Source organism: Waltera intestinalis (assembly GCF_009695995.1).
Taxonomy (GTDB): domain Bacteria; phylum Bacillota; class Clostridia; order Lachnospirales; family Lachnospiraceae; genus Acetatifactor; species Acetatifactor intestinalis.
The window spans coordinates 350,050-372,680 of sequence record NZ_VUMU01000001.1 but is presented as its reverse complement, the minus strand read 5'-3'; the positions used below and the strand labels follow the sequence as shown (position 1 = coordinate 372,680).

The 22,631-nt window shown below is 46.7% G+C and carries 22 protein-coding genes; 1 reads left to right on the top strand and 21 read right to left on the bottom strand.

Annotated features, from left to right (window positions below):
• Positions 1-155: 155 nt before the first annotated feature.
• From FYJ59_RS01760 to FYJ59_RS01750, 3 genes are all read right to left on the bottom strand, one after another.
• The gene (locus FYJ59_RS01760) at positions 156-572 is read right to left on the bottom strand and encodes a hypothetical protein (protein WP_154495009.1); all 417 of its coding nucleotides are present in this window, start codon (positions 570-572) and stop codon (positions 156-158) included.
• Positions 573-613: 41 nt separating this feature from the next.
• Positions 614-1,348, bottom strand: a complete 735-nt coding sequence (locus FYJ59_RS01755) for an ATP-binding protein (RefSeq protein WP_154495008.1) — start codon at positions 1,346-1,348, stop codon at positions 614-616.
• Between the two features lie 211 nt (positions 1,349-1,559).
• Positions 1,560-1,883 carry a cupin domain-containing protein gene (locus FYJ59_RS01750; protein WP_022154036.1) on the bottom strand — a complete coding sequence of 108 codons (324 nt, stop codon included), beginning with the start codon at positions 1,881-1,883 and terminating at the stop codon, positions 1,560-1,562.
• A gap of 101 nt (positions 1,884-1,984) precedes the next feature.
• On the opposite strand from FYJ59_RS01750, the gene FYJ59_RS01745 reads away from it, so the two are divergent.
• Positions 1,985-2,632, top strand: a complete 648-nt coding sequence (locus FYJ59_RS01745; RefSeq protein ID WP_154495007.1) for a Crp/Fnr family transcriptional regulator — start codon at positions 1,985-1,987, stop codon at positions 2,630-2,632.
• Here the strand turns inward: FYJ59_RS01745 and FYJ59_RS01740 are convergent.
• From FYJ59_RS01740 to gnpA, 18 genes are all read right to left on the bottom strand, one after another.
• Positions 2,629-3,579, bottom strand: coding sequence for an L-lactate dehydrogenase (locus tag FYJ59_RS01740; RefSeq protein WP_154495006.1), 951 nt, complete (start codon positions 3,577-3,579; stop codon positions 2,629-2,631). The two genes, FYJ59_RS01745 and FYJ59_RS01740, sit on opposite strands and share 4 nt — an antisense overlap.
• A 19-nt stretch (positions 3,580-3,598) precedes the next feature.
• Positions 3,599-4,222: a flavin reductase gene (locus FYJ59_RS01735; protein ID WP_148445230.1), complete on the bottom strand. Its 624-nt coding sequence runs from the start codon at positions 4,220-4,222 to the stop codon at positions 3,599-3,601.
• 261 nt (positions 4,223-4,483) lie between these two features.
• Positions 4,484-5,092 (bottom strand): flagellar basal-body rod protein FlgG, encoded by a 609-nt coding sequence (locus FYJ59_RS01730; protein ID WP_154495005.1) that lies wholly within the window; start codon positions 5,090-5,092, stop codon positions 4,484-4,486.
• On the bottom strand, positions 5,076-6,431 hold the full coding sequence (locus tag FYJ59_RS01725; RefSeq protein ID WP_205839426.1) for a putative glycoside hydrolase: 1,356 nt from the start codon (positions 6,429-6,431) through the stop codon (positions 5,076-5,078). The genes FYJ59_RS01730 and FYJ59_RS01725 overlap by 17 nt, the downstream gene beginning before the upstream one ends.
• 87 nt (positions 6,432-6,518) lie before the next feature.
• Positions 6,519-7,487, bottom strand: a complete 969-nt coding sequence (locus tag FYJ59_RS01720) for a Gfo/Idh/MocA family protein (RefSeq protein WP_154495003.1) — start codon at positions 7,485-7,487, stop codon at positions 6,519-6,521.
• Positions 7,488-8,612, bottom strand: a complete 1,125-nt coding sequence (locus FYJ59_RS01715) for a GGDEF domain-containing protein (RefSeq protein ID WP_154495002.1) — start codon at positions 8,610-8,612, stop codon at positions 7,488-7,490.
• Between the two features lie 312 nt (positions 8,613-8,924).
• On the bottom strand, positions 8,925-10,118 hold the full coding sequence (locus FYJ59_RS01710) for an MFS transporter (protein WP_154495001.1): 1,194 nt from the start codon (positions 10,116-10,118) through the stop codon (positions 8,925-8,927).
• Between the two features lie 27 nt (positions 10,119-10,145).
• Positions 10,146-11,150, bottom strand: a complete 1,005-nt coding sequence (locus FYJ59_RS01705; protein WP_154495000.1) for a TRAP transporter substrate-binding protein — start codon at positions 11,148-11,150, stop codon at positions 10,146-10,148.
• Positions 11,147-11,929 carry a response regulator transcription factor gene (locus FYJ59_RS01700; protein WP_154494999.1) on the bottom strand — a complete coding sequence of 261 codons (783 nt, stop codon included), beginning with the start codon at positions 11,927-11,929 and terminating at the stop codon, positions 11,147-11,149. The genes FYJ59_RS01705 and FYJ59_RS01700 overlap by 4 nt, the downstream gene beginning before the upstream one ends.
• Before the next feature lie 25 nt (positions 11,930-11,954).
• Positions 11,955-13,340, bottom strand: coding sequence for a sensor histidine kinase (locus FYJ59_RS01695; RefSeq protein ID WP_328597186.1), 1,386 nt, complete (start codon positions 13,338-13,340; stop codon positions 11,955-11,957).
• Positions 13,341-13,508: 168 nt separating this feature from the next.
• Positions 13,509-13,988, bottom strand: coding sequence for a YcxB family protein (locus tag FYJ59_RS01690; protein WP_205839425.1), 480 nt, complete (start codon positions 13,986-13,988; stop codon positions 13,509-13,511).
• Between the two features lie 24 nt (positions 13,989-14,012).
• Complete coding sequence (locus FYJ59_RS01685; RefSeq protein ID WP_154494997.1) at positions 14,013-15,305, bottom strand: TRAP transporter large permease; 1,293 nt, start codon at positions 15,303-15,305, stop codon at positions 14,013-14,015.
• Positions 15,305-15,829, bottom strand: a complete 525-nt coding sequence (locus FYJ59_RS01680) for a TRAP transporter small permease (RefSeq protein ID WP_154494996.1) — start codon at positions 15,827-15,829, stop codon at positions 15,305-15,307. Before FYJ59_RS01680 ends, FYJ59_RS01685 begins: the two co-directional genes overlap by 1 nt.
• Before the next feature lie 125 nt (positions 15,830-15,954).
• On the bottom strand, positions 15,955-17,043 hold the full coding sequence (gene dctP, locus FYJ59_RS01675; RefSeq protein WP_154494995.1) for a TRAP transporter substrate-binding protein: 1,089 nt from the start codon (positions 17,041-17,043) through the stop codon (positions 15,955-15,957).
• 181 nt (positions 17,044-17,224) lie between these two features.
• On the bottom strand, positions 17,225-17,509 hold the full coding sequence (locus FYJ59_RS01670) for a DUF6171 family protein (RefSeq protein WP_235897873.1): 285 nt from the start codon (positions 17,507-17,509) through the stop codon (positions 17,225-17,227).
• 15 nt (positions 17,510-17,524) lie between these two features.
• Positions 17,525-19,033, bottom strand: a complete 1,509-nt coding sequence (locus FYJ59_RS01665) for an alpha-N-arabinofuranosidase (RefSeq protein ID WP_205839424.1) — start codon at positions 19,031-19,033, stop codon at positions 17,525-17,527.
• A gap of 27 nt (positions 19,034-19,060) precedes the next feature.
• A complete protein-coding gene (locus FYJ59_RS01660) occupies positions 19,061-20,371 on the bottom strand; it encodes a glycoside hydrolase family 28 protein (protein WP_154494993.1) in 1,311 nt (436 codons plus the stop codon).
• A gap of 71 nt (positions 20,372-20,442) precedes the next feature.
• A complete protein-coding gene (gnpA, locus tag FYJ59_RS01655) occupies positions 20,443-22,593 on the bottom strand; it encodes a 1,3-beta-galactosyl-N-acetylhexosamine phosphorylase (RefSeq protein ID WP_154494992.1) in 2,151 nt (716 codons plus the stop codon).
• Between the last annotated feature and the right edge of the window lie 38 nt (positions 22,594-22,631).

The window sequence follows — 22,631 nt, the reverse complement described above, 5'->3', positions numbered from 1 at the left end:
ACGTAAAGGCGGCCCCGTCATGACGAGAAACACTTGGCCACTTTCCTTTAGAAAATCCACAGTTGTAGCTAGCATCCGAGTCCGGGGCGGGCAGTCCTTTCTGCGTGGATTTTAAAGCAACTATTCATTTAATTTTCAATTTACTGAATCAAATCTTAGCACATAATCTTCTGCTGTATCTGCGCATAAGCCTCCGATTCCAGATCATACCCAAGATAGGCAATTCCCTGATAAACATCCTCCGGGACATTTTCCGATGAACCCAGCTTTTTACAAACAGTTTCGACCAAATCCCGCTTCGCAGAGATGACCTTCGCATCTGCTGCATAAAATTGCGCCATGTCATAATCCGAAGTATTGCCGCAGGGATTGAGGCAGGTGGCACAGTCCGGCGCAATGATGAATTTCTCTGCATGTATCTTCTGTACAATTTCTTCCTCACTGTCTGCGTCCTTCAAACACAGAAACGCTTCCCGGATCACGCTGTCGGTCTGCTCTGTTCTTCCATTATTAGATACGGCCCCCACCAGTCCGATCAGGGCACTGATGATGCTGTCTCCCTGCATTTTCATACAATCTCCTTTTTCAGACACTTGCTTTCAGCAAAAACATTTTATTCCAGAATCTCTCCATCAATGGCGATGGTCACAACCTGCCAGGGCAGAAACTTTCCGCTGTCCTGTATAGCCTTTTTTGCCGCCATTTCCAGACCGCCGCAACAGGGTACTTCCATGCGCACAATGGTCACGGACTGAATATCGTTGTTCCGCAGAATCTCCGTCAGCTTCTCACTGTAGTTCACTGCATCCAGTTTCGGACAGCCGATCAAAGTGACTTTTCCGCGAATGAATTCCTTATGAAAATTTGCATAAGCATAGGCGGTACAGTCTGCCGCAATGAGCAGCTTTGCCCCATCAAAATAAGGTGCCTGCAACGGTGCCAGTTTGATCTGGACCGGCCAGTTGCACAGCTGAGATTTGATTGCGTCATTAACGTAACTGTTTTCTGTCACTGCCGCATCTTCCTTCCGGTGCATCTGACGCATACGGCTTCCCGGGCATCCCCCATGTGGAATCTGCATACCCTCCCGCTGCATTTTTTCCTGCTGTTTTAACTGCTGTGCCTGTTTCACCGCCGCCTCATCATAGGCAGGTGCCTCCCGCTCTTCGAAAGTAATGGCTCCCGTCGGACACCCGGGCAGACAGTCGCCAAACCCATCACAGAAATGCTCTCTGACCAGCTTTGCCTTGCCATCAATAATATCTATCGCACCCTCATGACATGCAGACGCACAAATACCGCAGCCATTGCATTTTTCTTCATCAATATGAATGATTTTTCGGATCATATTTTCCTCCTCGGTTTTTCTATGCTCTTAGCTTGTCTCTAAATCATCATTTACTTTTCTAAACATCTGACCTTAATTATTCGTCTTATGTTTCATCACAAGATCAGTATTGCAAAATCCAGAATTTCATTATGTTGTTTTTCCAACAAAGAAATCCAAACAAACGGTATTTTGCACAAACCTCAAAAGAGAACCGCATTTTTTCTACAACTCAGAAAGATACTGTCAGCTGCATCTTGAATCTCTCCTCACCGTATACTGCGTGAGGTATATCCTTGGGCATGATCAGAGTCTCGCCCTCTTCCACGTAGAATACTTCGCCGCCTACGGTGAATCTGCCCTTGCCTTCCAAAACGGTTACCATAGCATCACCGCCTGCTGCATGGGTGGAGATTTCCTCGCCCTTGTCAAAGGAAAAAATCGTCATACTCACATAGTCGTTCTGTACAAGAGTCTTGCTGACTACCTGCCCCTCCTGGTATTTCACCAGCTCCTTCAGATTTAATTTCGTCTGTTTTTCAATATTTTTATACATCGTTATCCTTCCTTTCCTGAACTCTCCTTGACTTTCTGAGGGGATTATACTAGAATCATCCCATCAAGTATGTTGGTTTTCCAACAAAAGGAGATTTTATTATGAGCAATCCTCTTTTTCAGAACATTTTACCCGAAGATATTCCCATTATGCTGAAGCGACTGCACGCCTATACAAAATCCTATCAAAAGGAGGCGTATATCAGGCATGCCGGTGATCCGGCGGATTTTATCGGAATCATTGAATCAGGTTCCATTCACATATTGCAGGATGATTACTACGGCAACCGTAATATCACCGCTTCCATCTCCGAGGGTTCCCTGTTCGGGGAGGCCTTTTCCTGTGCCGGGATTCCTTATCTTCCTGTGGATATCGTGGCTGCGGAGGATTGCAATATTATGTTTTTAAATGGGAAAAAACTGTTAAATACCTGTGACAACGGCTGTGAGTTTCACCATACCCTGATCCGCAATCTCTTGGGGATCGTGGCACAAAACAACATGTATCTGAACCAGAAAATCAAATATACCTCCCGCAAAACCACCAGAGAAAAACTAATGGCGTACCTGACCGATCAGGCAAAAATGAAAGGTTCCAACGATTTCACCATCCCCTTCAACCGTCAAGAACTGGCGGATTATCTGGGAGTAGAAAGAAGCGCCATGTCCGCGGAACTCGGCAAGCTTACAAAGCTTGGGATCCTGCAGACACAGCGCAGTCATTTCACATTATTAAAACCTTCAGACTAATCCGGATAAAATTCCGCTATCACTTTCTTCAATACAGCTGCCGATTGCTGCAGTTTTGACAGTTCTGTCTCATTTAATTCAATAGGAACCACCGTCTCAATACCGTTTTCATCCACCACAGCGGGAATGCTTAACACCACATTCTCCAGTCCGTACTCTCCCGTCATCAGGCTGGATACCGGCAGAATGGACTGCTCATTACGGACAATTGCTGCGCAGATCCTGCATACCGCCATGGCAATTCCGTAATAGGTTGCGTGCTTTCTCGCAATGATCTCATAGGCACTGTTTTTCACGCTGTTAAATATTTTCTCCATGGATGCCTCATGGTCATAATGTCCCCGCAGTTCACAGAAATCGTTGATAGGCATGCCACCGACTCTCGCCTCGCTCCAGGCTGCCAGTTCGCTGTCTCCATGTTCGCCGATAATAAAAGCATGAATACTTCTGCTGTCCACTCCCAGATGTTCTCCCAGTTCATACCGGAATCTGCCGGTATCCAATACCGTTCCTGAACCGATGACCCGGTTTGCCGGATAGCCGGATTCCTTCAGGGCTATATAAGTCAGAATGTCTACCGGATTGGAGACAATGAGCAGGATTCCTTCAAAGGGTCTCTTTTTGATCTCCCCGATAATGGACTTCATAATGGCACTGTTTTTCCGGATCAGATCCAGTCTCGTCTCGTCGGGCTTCTGGTTGGCACCGGCGGTGATCACAATGACTGCGGCGTCCGTAATATCATCATAAGAACCTGCATAGATCTTCATGGGGCTGGCAAATGCCATACCATGACTGATATCCATAGCTTCTCCTTCCGCACGATCATGATCGGCATCGATCAATACCATTTCCGAAAAAAGCTTACTCTGCATCAGGGCAAACGCGGAAGAAGATCCCACAAATCCGCAGCCCACTACAACTACCTTTCTACTGTCAATACTCATAATTCTGACCTCCTGTCATTTACTTTATCACTTTTTCAAAATCAGATGCCGGATGCTTACACAATGGACAGATAAAATCCTCGGGCAGTTCCTCTCCCACATACTCATAGCCACAGATGGTGCAGCGCCATACTGTCTGACCGTCCACAGTCTTCCCTGTATCTACCGGCTTGGGTTTTACATTTTCCTGATAATACTCATAGTTTGCGGATGGCTCTTCACTTAATACTTCCATCTCCGTCACTTCTCCGATGAACATAGTATGAGATCCCAGATCCACGGTCTGAGTAACTTTCACTGCAATATATGCGTTAGTGCCTTCTGTGATATAGGGCACGCCGTTCTCTGCATTTTTATATGCTGTATAATCCGCAAATTTATCCACTTCCCTGCCTGACTGAAAGCCAAACCGCTCATACAGTGGAAACTCTGCCGTCCTGCTGAGTACGGATACATTAAACACACCTGTTTTTAACAGCATATCGTGGGTATAGTTTGCCTTGTTAATGCAGACGCAGATCTGATTCGGAGTGGAAGCCGCCTGGATCGCGGTATTGACGATACAGCCGTTTGCTTTCTCTGCATTTCTCGTAGTTACCACATATAATCCATAACTTAATTTGTACATTGCTTTTTTATCCATAAGATCTCTCCTTTTTCTATTTTCTATCTTCCATACTGCCTACGCTATTTCTATGTAGTATGACACTCCTGATCTGTTTTATTTATTTCTTTATTATGATTATATCGTATTCATAATTATTAGTCAATAATATTAGTAATGATTCTTAATATTATTCATTAAATATTATATATTCTTACAATGCAAACAAAAAAGAACACTGAAATCCTTTTTTTAATAACAGTGTTCCTCTTGATTGATTTTCTCTGAACCATCAAATCTCTAATAAGTCACCACATTGTGATATACTCTGTAATACCCATCCCCGAGATCTACCAGTTGCAGCTGAATCGCAAAGTTGTCCATGCCAAGCTTTTTCAGTACCTCCGACACATATCCCTGCTCATAGGCTCCGGTATTATACGCCTGCTCAATGGTACTCCACAGACTCTTGGGAACCACATTGTCAAAATGCTGATCTCCGCTCCCCAGAATGCTTAACTGTGTAATACAGTTCTCATAATAAGAGTTTAAATCCGTCACAGCGTCACTTCTGGGAGCCGGTGTGACTACAGTACCGCTGTCGGAGCTTCCGGTATTACCGCCGGGATATCGCAGAGGTTCCTGGGGATTCGGATTGATGTAATCGCTCAGACTGTTTTCAGGCTGATCCGGCAGCGTTACCGAAATACTTCCATCTGTACCTATATTGCTGGGATTTCCGATTGCCTCTGCTGTCTCTGTTACAGTCTCCGCATTATTTCCGTTTCCATACAGCCTCTGTGCCAGAGCATCGGTCATATCCGGATTCAGTGCAAATACCAGGATACCGCCACATAACAGCAAACAGATCACTGCAATCCCTATCATGATCTTATTGATTACTTTCATTATCTTCTACCTCATCTGCACCAAGCAATCCCTCCGCGGAGTAGCGATTCGTTGCATTCCACAGGATCCATTCTTCATAACCGGCATCATAAACTGCCTGAATCTGTTCCCTGATCTGTGTTCCGTTATAAGAAATATGCCCCGGAACCCAGGTAGCGGTAAACGCCTGCAGCCAGGGACGCACCACAGCCCGCTCTGCCTCCGGAATCTCCTGCAGTTCTTCGACAGACCCCTGCATTGCCGCCAATACCGTCTCGTAAGGATTCGCATCCGGTACCTTCAGTCCGAATACCCCGTTCGCATAATGAGAAGGATACACCATAGGACTGATGGCATCCACGGTCTGTCCCAGCGCCGTGTAATCCTGCCCTACCGTCTGCACGTCGGTCTCACTTCCGATGATAGTGCCGAAGACATCCGCCGTAACCACGCATCCCTTTTCGTGAAGTCTGTCTCCTGCATAGGCGAGAAAATCCTGTATTGCCTGCCTCTTCGGATAGGCATCCATATCCACACCGTAGTCCGCTGCATTGGCATCTGATCCCACCGGAAAACGCACATAATCGTACTGGATCTCATCGAATCCAAGGTCTGCTGCCATCTCGGCAAGTTCTGTCAGATATTCCCAGACCTCCTGCCTGTATGGATTCACCCATGCCAGGCCGTTGGCATCCGTCACCGGCTTGCCGTCCGGTTTCGTCAATGCCAGTTCCGGTCTCGCCGCCGCCAGAATGGGATCCTTGAAACATACGATCCTCGCAATGGTATAAATATTATGATCCTTCAGTTCCTGCATCAAAGCCTGAATATCCCGGATGTAGCGCACTCCTGCCTGCATTTCGGATATCTGGTCCAGTACGGGAATGTTCTGTGTAATCTCCTCATTCGTCAGCCGGAACGTCACATTTCCTTCATCGTTTTTCACATCAATGACCATAGCATTCAGTTCCGTCTCATCCACCAGTCCGATCAGATCTTCCATTCCGGTGCTGCCGGCCTTGGGACCGGTGACATAGATGCCTTTCACTTTCGTCCGGTCCGCCATGCGGTCCGCAGTAGTAAGCTCCTGCCGAGGCGCCGGGGCAGGAGTCGGTGCCGTTTTATTCGTATCCTCCGCAGTTCCTGTGGATGCAGCATCTCCACCCGTGACATCCGATGCCGTTTCCCCGGCAGCGGTCAACTCAGCAGAATCCACCGTTGCCGCAGCTTCTATTCCATCACTTCCTATTCCATTCCCTGTTAACTCTATCTCATTGTCTGTTCCGCAGCCGCTCATACTAAATATCAGCATAATCCCCGCCGCCAGAAGTCTCTTCCCCAGACTCTTGTTTCGTATCATCAGTATTCTCCCCGCATACCGACGGTTGGTCATATTTTCTTCGGCTCTTTTTACCGCCGGAATACTGTTATCAGATTTTTTCCTGGTCTACTCTTCCTCTGGATAGGTCAGTCCCCACTGTTTTCGGATCTCTGTCATCATGTGCATGACATCTTCCGTATAATTCAACTTCATGACCTCCGGTTGTCCGGCAATTGCCCGCTCCATATCCTCTACCTCATAGGCCAGGGCATCCGCTGTGGCTCCTGCCCGGAGTTCCTCAGTATGACCGTCCTCCGTGTAGGTGATCACTGCCTTCTGTCCTCTGGGATATTCATACATCTCCACATAAGCCTTGTCAAAAGAGAGCATGCCCCGCTTGGGCTGCTTGGCATGCAGAGATAATGTCACTGTCGCCATCTCCTGCTTCGGATTCATTAAAAGGATACCCGCCTGTTCGTCCACTCCCGTAGGTGCAAATTTCACCTGAGAGGCGATCTGATCCGGACAGGAGCTTAAGAACATTCTTACAAAAGAGAGCGCATATACGCCGATATCCAATAATGCACCGCCCGCCAGATTCCGGTTGAAGAACCGGTTCTTCATGTCGTATTCCTTATAGCTTCCGAAGTTCATCTGTATCACACGAAGTTCTCCGAGGTCTCCCGCATCCACTCGCTTTAACAGTTCCTTATAGATTGGCATATGGTAGATTGTCATAGCTTCCGCCAGAACTACGCCATGCTCCTTCGCCAGCTGTATGGCTTCTTCCAGTTCTTCAGAGTTTAACGTAATGGATTTCTCGCACAACACATGCTTACCTGCTGCCAGAGCTTTTCGTAAAAATTGAATATGCGTATTATGAGGCGTAGAGATATAGATGATATCCACTGCCGGATCTTCACAGATTTCCTCAAAACTTGTAAATACATTCTGCACACCGTATTTCTCTGCAAAAGCTACTGCTTTCTCCTGCGTACGGTTCACGACACCATACAGCTTCTGCCCTCTTTTTTCCATAGCCTGTGCCAGTTCATTGGCAATGACACCGCAGCCTGCACTCACCCAGTTTGCCATCTATTCTCTGCCTTCCTTTCCGCGTTTTTTATTCTCATACATCTTCGTATCTGCCTCATTGACGATCTTGCGAATATCCACGCCGCAGCCCTCCGCCCAGCCTACTGCGCTGGAGATCGGTATGTCTCCCTGCCCGTCTTTTTCCATGAGATCGGCTTTTACAGTCTCTAACATGGACTCTATCTCGGTTTCTACCGGATTCTCGATAATCATAACAAACTCATCCCCGCCCACACGATAAACCTTGCGTCTGTCCGTAGACAATTCATACAGTACGGAGGATAATGTCTGAATCAGAACATCCCCGGCGGCGTGACCGTATTTATCATTGACATATTTTAAATTATTCACATCCCAGAAAATAGCAGCCAGTCTGTGTACCTCCGGATAATACGTCTCGATCATTTCCTCATATTTGTTCTTATTGTACACATGCGTTCCCAGGTCAGTCTCTTTGCGATAAGTCAGATCCGCGATTCTTTGTGCATCCTCATGGCTGCTGATACTGATATAACACAGGATGACAGTGAATACCAAAAGGATCACTGCCCGCGGTAGTACTCCATAGAATAATATTACAAATACCGGATCCGGCTCAAGGTCAAACTGCAAAGTTCCTGCACTCCACTGCTCCAGATACCAGCTTCTTGTATGATTGCTTCCAAGCAGCAGGTTCAGATCACATATACCGTGATAAAAGCCTGCCAGCATACTGATCGTCATGGTGATATTATTCACGAAATACGTGATCCACAGACTCCTCTTCTGTCGGTACTGCACCGCCAAAAGCAACGGCAGCACATAGATAAGAACTGCGTGAAAAGATAAAAAAGCAGCAAAAATCGCTGAAATCATGCAGATCAGCGTCAGGAATACATATTTGACCCATTGCTTCGACAAGTCCACTTTCTTATAAATATAAACTATAGGGATTCCTATGACCGCAGACATTCCCACTGCCATTGTAAAAATCCCGGCATCCACGATAAAGATCCGTAGCAGTGTCAGTGCCCAGATCACCAAAATGGTCGCAAAGATCCAAAAAAAACCCTTCAGCGTCTGCAAGTTGGAGTGGATCTCCTGCTGATGTAATTCCTGTTTATACTGTTCCTGATAATTTTCCATTGTAATATCCTATGTATTTCTATTAAGTGTTTCCTGTGCTTAGTACAATAGATACAGTATAACATATTTTCTCTTTTTTGGCATTGTTTCCCTTAAAAAATTACGCCCAGCTCCGACCCCCTGTTAGAGGAAGCCCGTCAGTACGTTGCTACTTACGAACTGAGTGCCGCTCCCAAGGATATGCCAAAGCTGGACGCATTACCTGCCAATCACAAAATATTCGGTGTTAATCTCCACGTCTTCGGCATGGATACATTGGTAAAACAGTATTTTTCAGAATTAAGCTCCGTACTGGGGCCGTGGGTGCAACACTTAAGAAATATGTTCCTTCTGAGATCTGACGGAATACATACACAGGGCAATGATACATACAAAGTCAATGACAAGCACCACTGCCACAGAACTCATCCCCACAGTGATGCCGGCACCTGCCGCGATCTTTCCGATCACGGAAGGCATCAGAATAGACCCGAAGCTCGCTGTGGTCAGGATGAAACTCCAGGCCATAGAATATTTCTGAAGCAATTTTCCCGCAAAGGATACTGTGGTGGGATAAATTCCCGCCATGCTGTATCCGAATCCCACGATTCCAAACATAATCCAAAAAGTCGTTTTACTGAAGATCAAAATAATGAAAAAGACAACCAGTCCCACACCCATTGCCGGCAGCAGCTTTTCCTTGGCAATCCTTAAAGACAAAAATGCCGCAGACAAACGTCCCAGCAGGATCATCAGCCACTGTACACTGGCTGTGATGGTGGACACGGAAGGGCTCAGAAGCTCTGTGTCCTTAAAATAAGTTATCATCCATCCAATGACGCCCTGTTCCGCACACAGATAGAAAAACAGCGTCAGGATCACCAGATAAAAAAGAGGCTCCTTTAAAAATCCCCAGTTGCTCTCCTTTTTCTCTCCTGCCGCAGGAGCCTCTACCACATCCTCATCCTCCGGGATCAGCAGATACAAAATCCAGGTAAGTACCCCCAGTGCTATCATGAGCATACAGGCGTACACCCAGTGGTCCGCATAGGTTCCTGTGATCAGGGTGAGCAGAATCGGGAACACAAAGGCACCGATGGAAAACATGGCATGCAAACCGTTAATGATCCACGCCTTCCCAGGTGCCAGATTGTTGATCTTGGAATTACAATAGTTACTTGCCGCTCCCCTAGCCAGTCCGGTCATGAGAAAAGCTGCAGCCAGTACCAGATTTCCTTTTCCAAACAAAATCATGCAATAAGAAATAGCAAAAGCCGACTGAAAGAGCAGAATACTCTTCTTTTTTCCGATGGCAAGCGGCAGCGTCCCCGCCAAAAAGCTGGAAAACAGATTGCCCACAGAATGAAGGCTAACGATCAATCCACAAAATCCGTAATCAAGTCCTCTGGCGTCCCGTACAAAGGGAAGCAGGGATCCAATGGACAATGCCAGCATACCGTTCATTAAAAATACGGCATAGGTCAGTCCCAGCTGCTTATTCTTCTTCCTGTTTGCAAACACTTTCATAACAACATTCTCCCATTTTTAATTCTATTATTGCTCCATAATTTTTTTGATCAATTCTGCACTGTCCGAACAATATGTTTCATAAAGATTACTCATGGCTTTACGGAACCGTTCTTTTTCTTCCGTAGGAAGGGAAATCACACAGGTTCCGTTGGCAATGGCAGTCTGTCTGGACTGTTCCTCTCTGTCTTTCCAGAGTTCTCTTTCATACTCCGCAGACTCTCTGGCACATTTCCGCAGGATCTCCTGATCCTCCTCTGACAGTTGTTCCCAGATCGACGCAGAACAGATCTGCATCTCTGGCACTCTCGTATGCTCATCTATCGTAAAATACGGTGCCACTTCATAATGATTCATAGCCTCATAAGAGGGCCAGTTGTTCTCCGCCCCGTCAATGGTATGGCGCTGTAATGCAGAATACACTGAGGAATATGCGATCTTTACCGCTTTAGCGCCCAACGCCTCCACCATATCCGCCATCATGTCCGATTCCTGCACACGGATCGTCATTCCCTGAAAATCCTCGAGACAGGTGATGGGCTTCTCCACACTGTAGAAGCTTCTGGCACCGGCATCATACCAGGACAATCCTGTATATCCGTACGCAGAAACCTTCTTCAGAAATTCCTCTCCGATTTCTCCGTCCAATATCCTCCACATGTGCTCCGAGTCTCTGTACAGATAAGGCAATTGCAGTACATTCATTTCCGGTGCCTGTTCCGCAATCTGTGACAGGGAAACTCTTGCAAAAGCAATGCCGCCGTATTTGATCTGTTCCAGTACTTCGCTTTCCGAACCCAGTTTTGCTTCACTCTCCACGATGATGTGGATTCGTCCTCCGGTACGCTCCTGCACCAGTTCGGCAAAACGCAGTGCCCCCAGCGTCGTCGGATAATCCGCCGTCTGATTCTCCGCATAGAACAGTACATATTCCGGTGCTTCTTCCGGTTTTTTTGTAATAAAAAACAAGCACGTCGCTACTATGACCATAATAGCAAAAACGCCCCATGACAATATCAGTTTTTTGTTCATGGCATCTCCTTTTTATTCCGGAACTCACTAGGTGTCATACCCATTTTTTTCTTAAAAATTCTGGTGAAATAGTTGGCATCTCTGTACCCCACTCTCTCACTGATCTCCTTGATGTTGATGGAAATATCTTTCAACAGTTCCACTGCCTTTGTCATACGTAGATCATTCAGGTACATAATAAAGGTCTTGTCAAAACAATTCTTAAACAGTCTACAGAAATACACTTCCGAATATCCCATTCGTCCGGCTACCGATTGCAGGGACAGATCATCCTGGTAATGGGTTTCCAGAAACGAAGCGATTTCCGAGGCAATCGCATTCACCCGGGCATGATCCAAGTCCTCGTCTGCCGCTGCTATCTGTGACGAATTCTCCGGTGCTTCTTCCACTGTTGGTGTCCGGTTGCAGTCGATCAGACTGAAGGCTTCCTCCAGCGTTTCCTGAAGTTCATCATCCCGGCCCGGTTTTAACAGATATTCCAATGCTTTCACTCCGATTGCCTGCTTTGCATAATTAAACTCATCATACGCCGTCAAAAATATAATGATACTGTCTGGATATTTTTCACGGATATATTTCGCTGCCTCCAGTCCGTTGATGCCGGGCATGGAGATATCCAGGATTGCGATCTGACAGTTCTCATGCTCAAAAGTCTCCATTGCCTCCCGACCGTTTTGCGCCGTAAAAATCTCTATCTGTCCGGGAAAATTCTTTTGTATGCGTTTTGACAACACCTGTCGTTCAATTGGTTCATCATCTGCTACCAAAATACGATACATGACCTTCTCCTTCTGCTTTTCTCGTTTATCTCTCCATAGAAGCCTTATCCTTATGGAAAGGAATCACCACTTCTACAGAGGTTCCTTTTCCCTTTTCACTTTCTATATAAAAATTACACTTTCCATACATGGAATGGATTCTTGCATAAATATTGGAAATGCCAATCCCTACACCTTCATTGGTGCCGTTGGCTAGATTCCCTCTTATCAGGATCACTTCCATCTGTGTCATACCGATGCCACTGTCTTCCACTCGGATATGCAGCATATCTTCCTTACGAAAGACCTGCATTTTAATACTTCCGCCTTCTTCCTTCGGTCCCAGACCATGTATGATAGCATTTTCCAATAAAGGCTGTATCGTAAAAGTCGGCATCAGGACATGCTCCGCATCTTCCATACACTCCAGTGTAAAGCTGACTCTGCTGCCAAAGCGCATCTGCTGGAGATACATATAGTCCTTTGCCACTTTGATTTCCTGATTTAAGAACACTTCCGCCTGCTGCGTCTTCAGATTGTAGCGGAACAGAGAACTCAGTGCATTGATCATCTTCTCCGTAGTCGCAGCATCTTCCAGATCCGCCATTCCCGCTATCACATTCAGCGTATTAAATAAAAAGTGGGGCTGTATCTGATTCTTCAACACTTCCAGATTCATGGTTTCCAACTGCTTTTCTGTTGCCAGATTTTCCAGTTCCTGCTGATGCAGCCGGTCCAGCACTTCTCTTTTTTCCTCCAACGCCTTGATATATTCTCCAGTGGCATATTTCATTTTGTTGAAAGCATGTACCAGTTCTCCCAGTTCATCCTCATTGTCGGTCTCCACGTCCTCCACAAAAAACTCATTGGCAGCAATCTGCTTGGAGGCAGCTACAAGTTTAATAATCGGATCCATCATAGAATGGTTCAGCATCTTTGCGATTTCAAACATGGTAAATGCCAATAAAATACTCAGAATTACGGCCAGCACTACAATGCCGGATACAGAGGGCAACAGTTCCTGATAACGGAGATTTCCTTCCTCGATGGTGGCCGACAGAAATCTCTGCATATACTGTTGCAGATAGGTCTGCATGCCATACACCCTGTACAGTTCCTTGATATAGGCATCCCCCTGATATTCCCCCTGTATTACCGCATCTCTTGCCCTGGTATAGATCTCGTAGCTGTTACGGATTGCCTGCAGCTGGGCAAACCGCCGCTCTCCCAGCGCTGCATAATCCAGATCACAGGCATATACCTTTTCTTTGGTTTCCGCTATTCTGCTCTGGAGATCAGAAGCATTTTCTTCGGTATCCAGTCGGGAAAAATTTTCAAAGGAAGTAACTTCCGCTTCCAATGCAGTGATCATCTCTCCGCTGACCACATTGTTTTCCAGGATCCGGTTAAAATCCACCATGAAATATTTCACAATCCAGACATCAAAAAGAACGACAACTGTAAAAAAAGCAATACAGTTCCCACATATACCAGAATCTTATTTTTAATGGATAATTTTTTCCAGACCTTCATAACCCCTCAACCACATCTATAAAGAAACAGCGTCATGCTTTTTGAAAACACAACGCTGTTTTCCTCTTTATCTCTTTTGATTTTTCAATAGTGCCACCAAATCATTGTAGAATGCATCCTTCTGTTCTCCCATGACCCGGTTCATGATCATATAACCGTAAGAATCATCTGTCTTGATGACGATCATAGAGTCCTGACGGATTACTCTGGTGACACGGCTCCAGGGAATCTTCTCCTCTTTGCCATCACAGGTCACCACAATACCGCTATTTAGAAATAGCAGTTCTACACCTTTAGGCTGCTGTTCCACCTGTTTATAGCTTCTGCCCCAAATTGCCAACGGCTGAAACACCGGGAAGATCAGACAGCACAGAATCTCCATTACTCTGAAAAAATCTTCGGAACCCGGCCATAGTTTCACCGTCATGGCTATCATGGACACGGTAAACACAATATTGATCACTCCCAAAAAGGAACGATAGGTCCGCACCATAGACATTTTCCACAGATCCGACGCTTTCACATCGCAATTAAATTTGTATTCCATGCTGTCACACATCCTTTTCTTTCCTTAGCTAAACAAATTTGGCAGGAACATACTGATCTCCGGGATAAAGGTAAGTAAGAGCAGTACTATGATCATGCAGAGATAGAACGGCAGGGTTGCCTTTACCACTCTCTCCATCTTTACTTTGCTGACTGCAGATCCGATAAATAATACCGCACCTACCGGAGGTGTCAGAAGTCCAATACCACAGTTTAAGATCATCATAATACCGAACTGGATTGCATTGATACCGATAGAATTGGCAATAGGAAGCAGGATCGGTGTTGCGATCAGAATGATCGGTGCCATATCCATGATACACCCCAGTACCAGAAGTATCAAGTCCAAAAGCAGCGCGATCAGTACTGGATTTTTTGTCAGACCGATAATGGCATTGGCTGCCAGATCAGGTACATGTAAAGTAGTCAGGCAGTATCCGAAAATGCTGGATGTGGAGATCAGGATCAGTACGATAGACAACGTATCAATACAGGATTCCAGAATTTTCCATACCCCCTTCCAGTCCAGTCCTTTATAAATATACACACTGACGATCAGACTGTAAATAACAGCGATGGCTGCAGACTCGGTTGCGGTGAACCATCCGCCTACGACACCCACCACGACGATAATCACCGCCGCCAGTGCCCAAAAAGAAACAGATAACTGTTTTCCCAATCTCTTGAGGCTGAACTTATCTCCCTTTGGATATTTGCGCTTCTTGGAAATAATGTAAGAACCGATCATCAGGGAAACTGCCAACAATGCTCCGGGTACATATCCTGCCAGGAATAAGCTTCCTACCGACACTCCACCGGCACTCATTGCATAGATTACCATGTTATGGCTGGGAGGAACCAAGAGCCCCTCACAAGAAGATGTAATAGTAACTGCGGTAGAGAAATCATCATCATATCCTTGCTCTACCATCATAGGAATCAGTATGCTTCCCAGCGAAGCAGTATCTGCTGATGCAGAACCGGAAATTCCACCGAAAAAATAAGATGCCACGATATTCACCATGGCCATACCGCCGGTCATCCACCCTACGCAGGCATCCGCCAGTGCGATCAGCTTCTCCGAAATACCGCCCGATCCCATCAGGCATCCCATAGTAATAAAGAAGGGAACCGCCATCAGACTAAAAGAGCTGATACCTTTTACCATCTGCTGGCAAATGGTAGTAAAGGGCAGCTGCTGATACCACAGACATAAGAGGGAAGATAATGCCACTGCATAGGCAATGGGGAATCTTAAAAAGATCATGACCAGAAAGCTGATCAGTAAAATTGCTATTGCTGTACCATTCGCTGTCATTATTTATCACCCTCCTTTACAAAAATATTCTTAATATGGTTGTATAGTGCTTCCAGTTCGAACACGATCATTGCCACACCGGCAATGGGAATCGGAAAATACATCCAGAATCTGGATACGGAAGGCATGCTTACATAGCTTCCCTTGGCTCCCAGGGTAGAAGCATATTTCCAGCCAACCACTACCATTACAATGGCCAGTGCAAATATACAGAAATCAGATAAAATATCCAGTGCCTTGATCGCTGCAGAAGGCAGATATCTGTCAAATGCTGTCATACGGATATGTGCATTTCTGCGGATGGCCAGTGCTGCGGAAAGTACTGCCATATAGGACATCAAAGTAAGTACCACCTCTTCCGACCATGCAGGATCGGGAATAAACGGAACATATCTTCCGAGAACGCTCATGCAGGTAATCAGAATATCTGCGACCAACAATAGTTTGCATAAAAACAGAACGATTTTGTATGCAACATCGTAGACCGGTTTGAACTTATCCACTGCCTTAAAAAAACCTGACATACTCCTTCAACCTCTTTCTGCCGGTATCCACCGGCGTTTTCACATTAATAGGGCACAGGAAGTGAACTTCCCGTGCCCTTCGTCACTCCTCGCTTATTACGAGTCTTACTGCGTTCAGCGTCTGCTTACTGCATATCAACGATCTGCTGATACAGATCTTCCTGACCCTTTATATTCTCAGCGATGACATCCTTAACGGCATCCTGCCAGGGTGTCTTGTCATCTACATCGATTACAGTCACGCCGTCTGCCTTCAGCTCTTCCAGAACCTCGTTCTCCTTCTGCTCGGAGATCTCACGGTTGTACTGGGATGCGGCTGCGCCGGCTTCCATCAGAATGTTCTGCTGCTCTGCGCTTAACTTGTTCCATGCATCATCGGTAATGATGACCTGTACGGCGCCCAGGGTATGTCCGTCTAATATCATATAAGGTGCTACCTCAGGGAATGCGTTGGACTTATAGTTGGCGATCGGCTGTTCTGCACCGTCTACCACGCCGGTCTGCAGTGCGGAGTACAGTTCACCGAAAGATACCACGGTGGGAGATGCGCCTAAACCTTCTACCAGACCGTTCATAACAGGGTCATTGGATACACGAAGTTTCATTCCCTTAAAGGATGTGATATCTTTAATCTCACTCTTGGTAAAGAAATGACGGAAGCCTTCCTCTGCATAGAACAGACCTCTTACACCGCTGCCGTTCTCAGAAGGCTCCAGCAGGAACTCCTTCGCCAGATCAGAGGTTGCAAAGTTCCAGAAATGCTCACGGCTTACAAAGGTGTACGGCAGTGACAGAAGCATGGACTTCTTTCCGCCGTAAGAAGTAAGTGCGAATGCGGAGATACGGGACATATCAATGGTACCGCCACCGCCAAGCATGGTATCCAGAACATCATTCTCGGAACCGAGAACACCGCTGGCCTGCAGGTCAATTATGATAGAGCCGTTGGAACGGGACTCTACTTCTTCCTTGAACTTCTGGTCCGTCATACCTACGATGGTATCCAGAGGATTTACTTCAGCCATTACCAGTGTGATAGCATCTGCTGCCGGTGCCTGTTCCTGTGCCTCTTCCTTGGATTCAGTGGTTGCTGCTGTAGTGCCCTCCTGTGCAGGGGTGCTTGCTGCCGGTGTCTGAGGAGCACTGACGCCGCAGGCTGCCAGTCCGCATACCATGGTTACACATAATAGAGCTGTTAAAATCTTTTTCTTCATTTGGATTTCCCTCCCAATATTTTTGCGACCTTACCGGTCTTTATGTACTTATTATACCGATAATGATTAGGATAGAAAATCGGACATTCTTAAGTTTCCTAGCACGTTCTTAACATCTTTTTAACAGTTTTTTTATATTGTTTTTACAGAATCTTTATTCCCTCAAGGTACCTGACACTTATTACCATTTTTCATAAGGACAAACATTATTTTTCATGACAGCCCTCAGTTCCACAAAGCAGCCACAGGCACCGCACAGGCCCTCATTCAGATATTTACATTCCTTACATACAGCAAGGCGGTCTTCATAGACCGCCTTATCTGCTTTACTATCCTCTTCGATCCTGTCTATGTAGACGTACAAATTCTCCATATAGGCATTTTTGTCCATTTCCCGTAATAGACATTTCCGACAGGAATATTTTCTTGTGACATCCATCGTTTCTATTGTTTGCTTTTCTTCCATAACTATTCTTATCGCTTATTTTATCCGTAACATAACGACGCTGCATGCCGGCATGGTAAATATGATCTTTCCATTTTCAATCTTATAATCTGTAAACACTTCCTCGTGCACCTTGTCGGGATCCTCAAAAGTATTGTAAGCATGCATATCATTGGTAAGAATCGCAGCGGACACGTACTTTGGATTACACTCTGCGAAAGCGATCTCCACCTCTTCTGCCTTATCAATGGACAGGTTGTTCAGGGTGATGGTCACAACACCGTCCTTATCCACGGAAGCGGATTCCTGTAAATGGGGAACCTTGAACTTTTCGTCTTCACCGATCTGTTCCACACCATCGATATAGCTTTCCACCAGATCCGCATCCTGATGGTATTTGTACATATGGAATACATGGTAAGTCGGGGTACGCAGCATCTTCGGTCCCTCGGTCAGGATCACTGCCTGCAGTACGTTGATAAGCTGTGCGATGTTTGCCATCTTCACACGGTCACAGTGCTTGTTGAAAATATTTAAAGACAGTCCGGCCACCAGAGCATCACGCATGGTACTCTGCTGGTATAAAAATCCGGGATTCGTGCCGGGCTCCACATCATACCAGGTGCCCCACTCATCGCAGATCAGGCCGATCTTCTTCTCAGGATCATATTTGTCCATGATCGTAGAATGCTTATGAATCAGTTCATCCAGCTTAAAAGCCTTTGCCAGCGTCTTATACCATGCTGCATCGTCGAAGTCCAGTGCACTTCCCTTGTGAGACCAGTCATCCTCCGGCAGTGTATAGTAATGCAGGGACAGTCCGTCCATAAAGCCATGCATCCATTCCGGTGCATTTTCAAAACAGGTCTTCAGCACATTTTCAGTCCAATAAGTATCTCCCGCATTGGGGCCGCAACAGACTTTGAAAATTGGGTGCTTCTGATCATAATTTCTCACATAGGTCTGGTATCTGCGGTACAGATTGCCATAGTAGGATGGGGTCATATTGCCGCCGCATCCCCAGTTTTCGTTACCGACACCGAAGTAATCCACCTTCCATGCTTTCTCTCTGCCGTTTTTTCTACGCAGGTCTGCCATAGGAGATACCCCGTCGAAAGTCATGTACTCTACCCACTCGGACATCTCCTGTACGGTACCGCTTCCCACATTGCCATTGATGTAGGTCTTACAACCGATCTGTTCACACAGTTCGAAGAACTCATGGGTACCGAAGCTGTTGTCCTCGGTCACACCACCCCAATGAGTGTTGATCATTTTCTTGCGGTTCTCCTTCGGTCCGATACCGTCTTTCCAGTGGTATTCGTCCGCGAAACAACCGCCGGGCCAGCGAAGCACCGGAAGCTTCATCTCCTTGAGTGCTGCCACTACATCGTTACGCATACCATTGGTATTGGGGATCTCGGAATTCTCACCTACATACAGTCCTTCATAGATACATCTGCCCAGATGCTCGGAAAAGTTGCCGTAGAGTTCCGGGTTGATATGTCCCTTCTTGATCTTTTCGTTAATATACACCTTTGCCATATTAATCTCCATTCCTCAAAGCGTTTATTATTGGAAGCCTTTCACTTCATGCCAGCTCTCCGCGGGCTCCGTACTTTCTTCCACATGTACATTCTCATATACTACACTTCTTAACTTGTCTTCTGAAAAATTATCCACTCTTGCCCGGATCCGCAGATCCTTCAGGGTAAAATCTGTAAGAAGATACTGTTCTTCATCCGCGATCACATCAAAAAATGTATCGCAGACGCAATCACAATCCCGCATAGTGATATGATCGGCATAGGACAGCGGCCTGTCCTTTCGGTCCTTCAGATCAAAAAACTGGGTCCATGGATATATCTTAAGGAATTCCTTTACCCTGCCTTCGATCTGTTCCACGGTAATATATTCATAGCGCTGCGGTGTGTCCGGCCGCATTTTCAGCCACAGCAGTCTCGCTGCTCCCTTGATCTTAATTCTGCGCATAAGAATATTCCGGTTATGTACCGATTCCGAACCGCAGGTGAGACACCCATGACAAAAACCGTAGACACAATCCTCCACCAGAATCCGTTCATTGATGCCGTTCTCCGGCTGGGTATCCGCCCAGGGCCCCTTGCCGCCTTTTAATACCACAGAATCGTCATTGACTTCCATATAGCAGCCCTTGACCAGCACATCCGTACAGACATCTATGTCGATGGCATCCGTACTGGGTGCGGGAACCGGTCCTGCCGGGGAATAGATCTGACAATTTAAGTATTTCACATGATCGCATTTATAAATATGTGTAGTCCAGAAATGAGAATTCTGTAAACGCAGATCCGCGATCAGGACATTTTTACAATTCGACAGATAGACAAGGCGGGGGCGCTGTTCCTCCTTGTTGCCGCCACCTCCCCATTGCCAGCGGAGCCAGCAGGCTCTCCATGCCTTAAGACCGTTACCGTCAATCGTACCCGGTCCGCACATGGTAAAACCATCCACCCCGTCTGCATTGATCAGTGCCGTATAGTAAAGGCAGGTCTCTCCCTCGATACGGGTCTCACACAAATCATAATCCCAAATATCATTGCTGCCCTTTAAGGTGGCTCCGGCGGAAACATAGAGCTTCACTCCCTGTTTGAAATAAATTGATCCTGTCAGATAGGTTCCGGGCGGTACCACCAGGACACCGCCGCCTTCCTCTGCCGCCAGATCAATGACCTTCTGGATCTCTTTGGTATAGATCTTTCCATCATCCCAGATCCCGTATTCCGTCAGAACATACTGTTTTCCGAGCTCTGACAGCTGTGGAATCTTCGTCTCATAGAACCAGTCGTCTATCGGGGTCCCGTCTGGAAAATATTCTGTAGGTCTTATTTTTTGGCTATCCATTTCCAGCTCCTTTGCGTTCCGTTCCACAGAATCCGAATGCCGGACTGTGGTCTCTGATCGTTGCTATCTGGTTATCCGATTTCCAAGAAAGTAGTATCGTATGGTGCAATGGTTACCGTATATGCCCCAGCTTCCGTAGGGATTGTGGTGGTCTGCTCGGTATCACTGTTATTGATAACTACCAATTTCCTGCTCTCCGGATAATAAGCACACTCCGTATACAGGTTATCAGTCATATAACTGCCGGAAATACCTTCTCCGCCCGCATAACGGATCAGTTGGTACAGCATTCTGGTATTCCACAGGTTCACCTGGAAGGAAGACAGATAGATCCCCAGTCCCCTGCCGAAACGGTTCACGGTTACTTGCGGCTTCCCGCCGTCTGACAAAAGAACCTGTGCCCTGCCGTCTGTCAGGTAACAATTCTCCTTCGCTTCCACACCGGCACCTTCCGGGATCAGTCTCTCCGGATCCACTGCCTCGAAAGCCCATTTTCCATGGCAGACTCTCGCACCGGTATCTTCATCGATTCCCAGCACATGAGCCATACGGAAATACGTATCGTATCCTTCCACAGCAGAAGGCTCATTCACACCGATAAAACAGCCGCCCTCGTGTACCCACTTTGTAAGTGTGGTAACAAGTTCCTCATCCTTCCAGGCATCCCCGCCGCTCCAGGCGCTTCCGGCCCGGCCTGCATTGATTACCACATCCACGTCTTTCAGTATACCATTTTTCACATCCTCAAAGGAGATAAATTTCACATCCACGGGAAGTCCGGACAGGGCTTCGTTAATGTGGATCAGGTCATGCATATACGTCTCATGGAAATGTCCGGATAATGTCCAGGAACGTAAACTTCCCCAGTAGTGCAGTACTGCCACACGGGTCTTGATACGGTAAGGCTCACCCTCATCGTGGAAGCTGCGGATCAGACGGAATTCGTCTGCCACCTTTTCCATATAATCGCAGAAGTCCGGGAAATCCTCTACCAGATGCAGATATCCGCCGAGACCGATCCGGTCGATCCTGGCCCGTAAAAGTGCGCGTCTTACACTGTTCCAGTATTTTTTCGCATCCAGCGTGGGATCGCCGCCTTCCATGAAGGTCGGTGCTCCGCCCAGTCCCACCGGGAACAGGTACGGATGCAGACGCAGTTCATGTACCGGCACATCCACGCCTGCGCACAGTCTCGCTTCGTAACCGGAGAAGACACATTTGATCAGTCCGTCGAAGCCAAACTCCCCAAATCTTCCGTTGTAAGGCTCCACACCCACCCAGCTGTCATCATAGAAGACATACGCCTTTTTACCGTAGGAATGCACCATATCGATCAGTTTTCTGCCGAAAGAAATAACGAAATCATTGATAAATGCCATCCAATCCGCCTTCTTCGCATTACCCGGCATATGGGTCACATGAAGCTGTCCTTTATTGATGAAATCTTCCGCTGTCATACGGTAACCGTATTGTTTCTCGAATTCCTGCAATGCCGGAACACTGACGGTGAAATCATAAGACCCCCAGTCAGAGAACAGATTCCGATTTCTCTCGTTGCTGCCCCAGATCCACACAAAATTATAGAACATGGAGGTAAAACGTACCACGGTGGTATCCGGATGGGTCTCACACCAGTTCTTCATCCAGCCAAGCAGATACTCCTGATTTTCAGGGTATCTGGGATCGATCTGCATCAGATGCTCTTTGTCCCAATGGTTCGTAGTGTGGTTGTACATGGAGATCTCTTCCCAGATACGATAGGCTAAGAAGCTCACCGTATACTTATGAAAAGGCGTGATGCCGCACAGGATCACACTTCCTTTCTCTTTGTCATAGTTCCAGTGGGAATTGTCGATCTTAACGTTGGCTGTTCTGTCGTACACTTCCCAATATTCCAATGCTGCCGCACTATCATTGATCCGGAACTGCTCCGCAAAAAAGCTGTCCATCAATCCGATGACCACCGTATCAGACTCCGCCACACAAGGAGGGGTACACAGAAAAGTCTGCTGCAATTTGTCCTGATTCTCCTTTGCCCAGGCATTATGATCTCTGATAATACAGATGGTGGAGTAGATGCCGTAGCCGGCATGGGTGATCTCATCGGAAAGCACGGTGCCGTCACTGTCACGGATCACATCTGCGCCCCATTTTCCCGCCATTTTCAGAGTCAGTTCTTCATATCCTGATTCTCCCGGTAAGGTAAAACCACCTTTTCCCATTCTGAGTTCCTCCTCATATTCCTGTTTTTTTCTGGTTA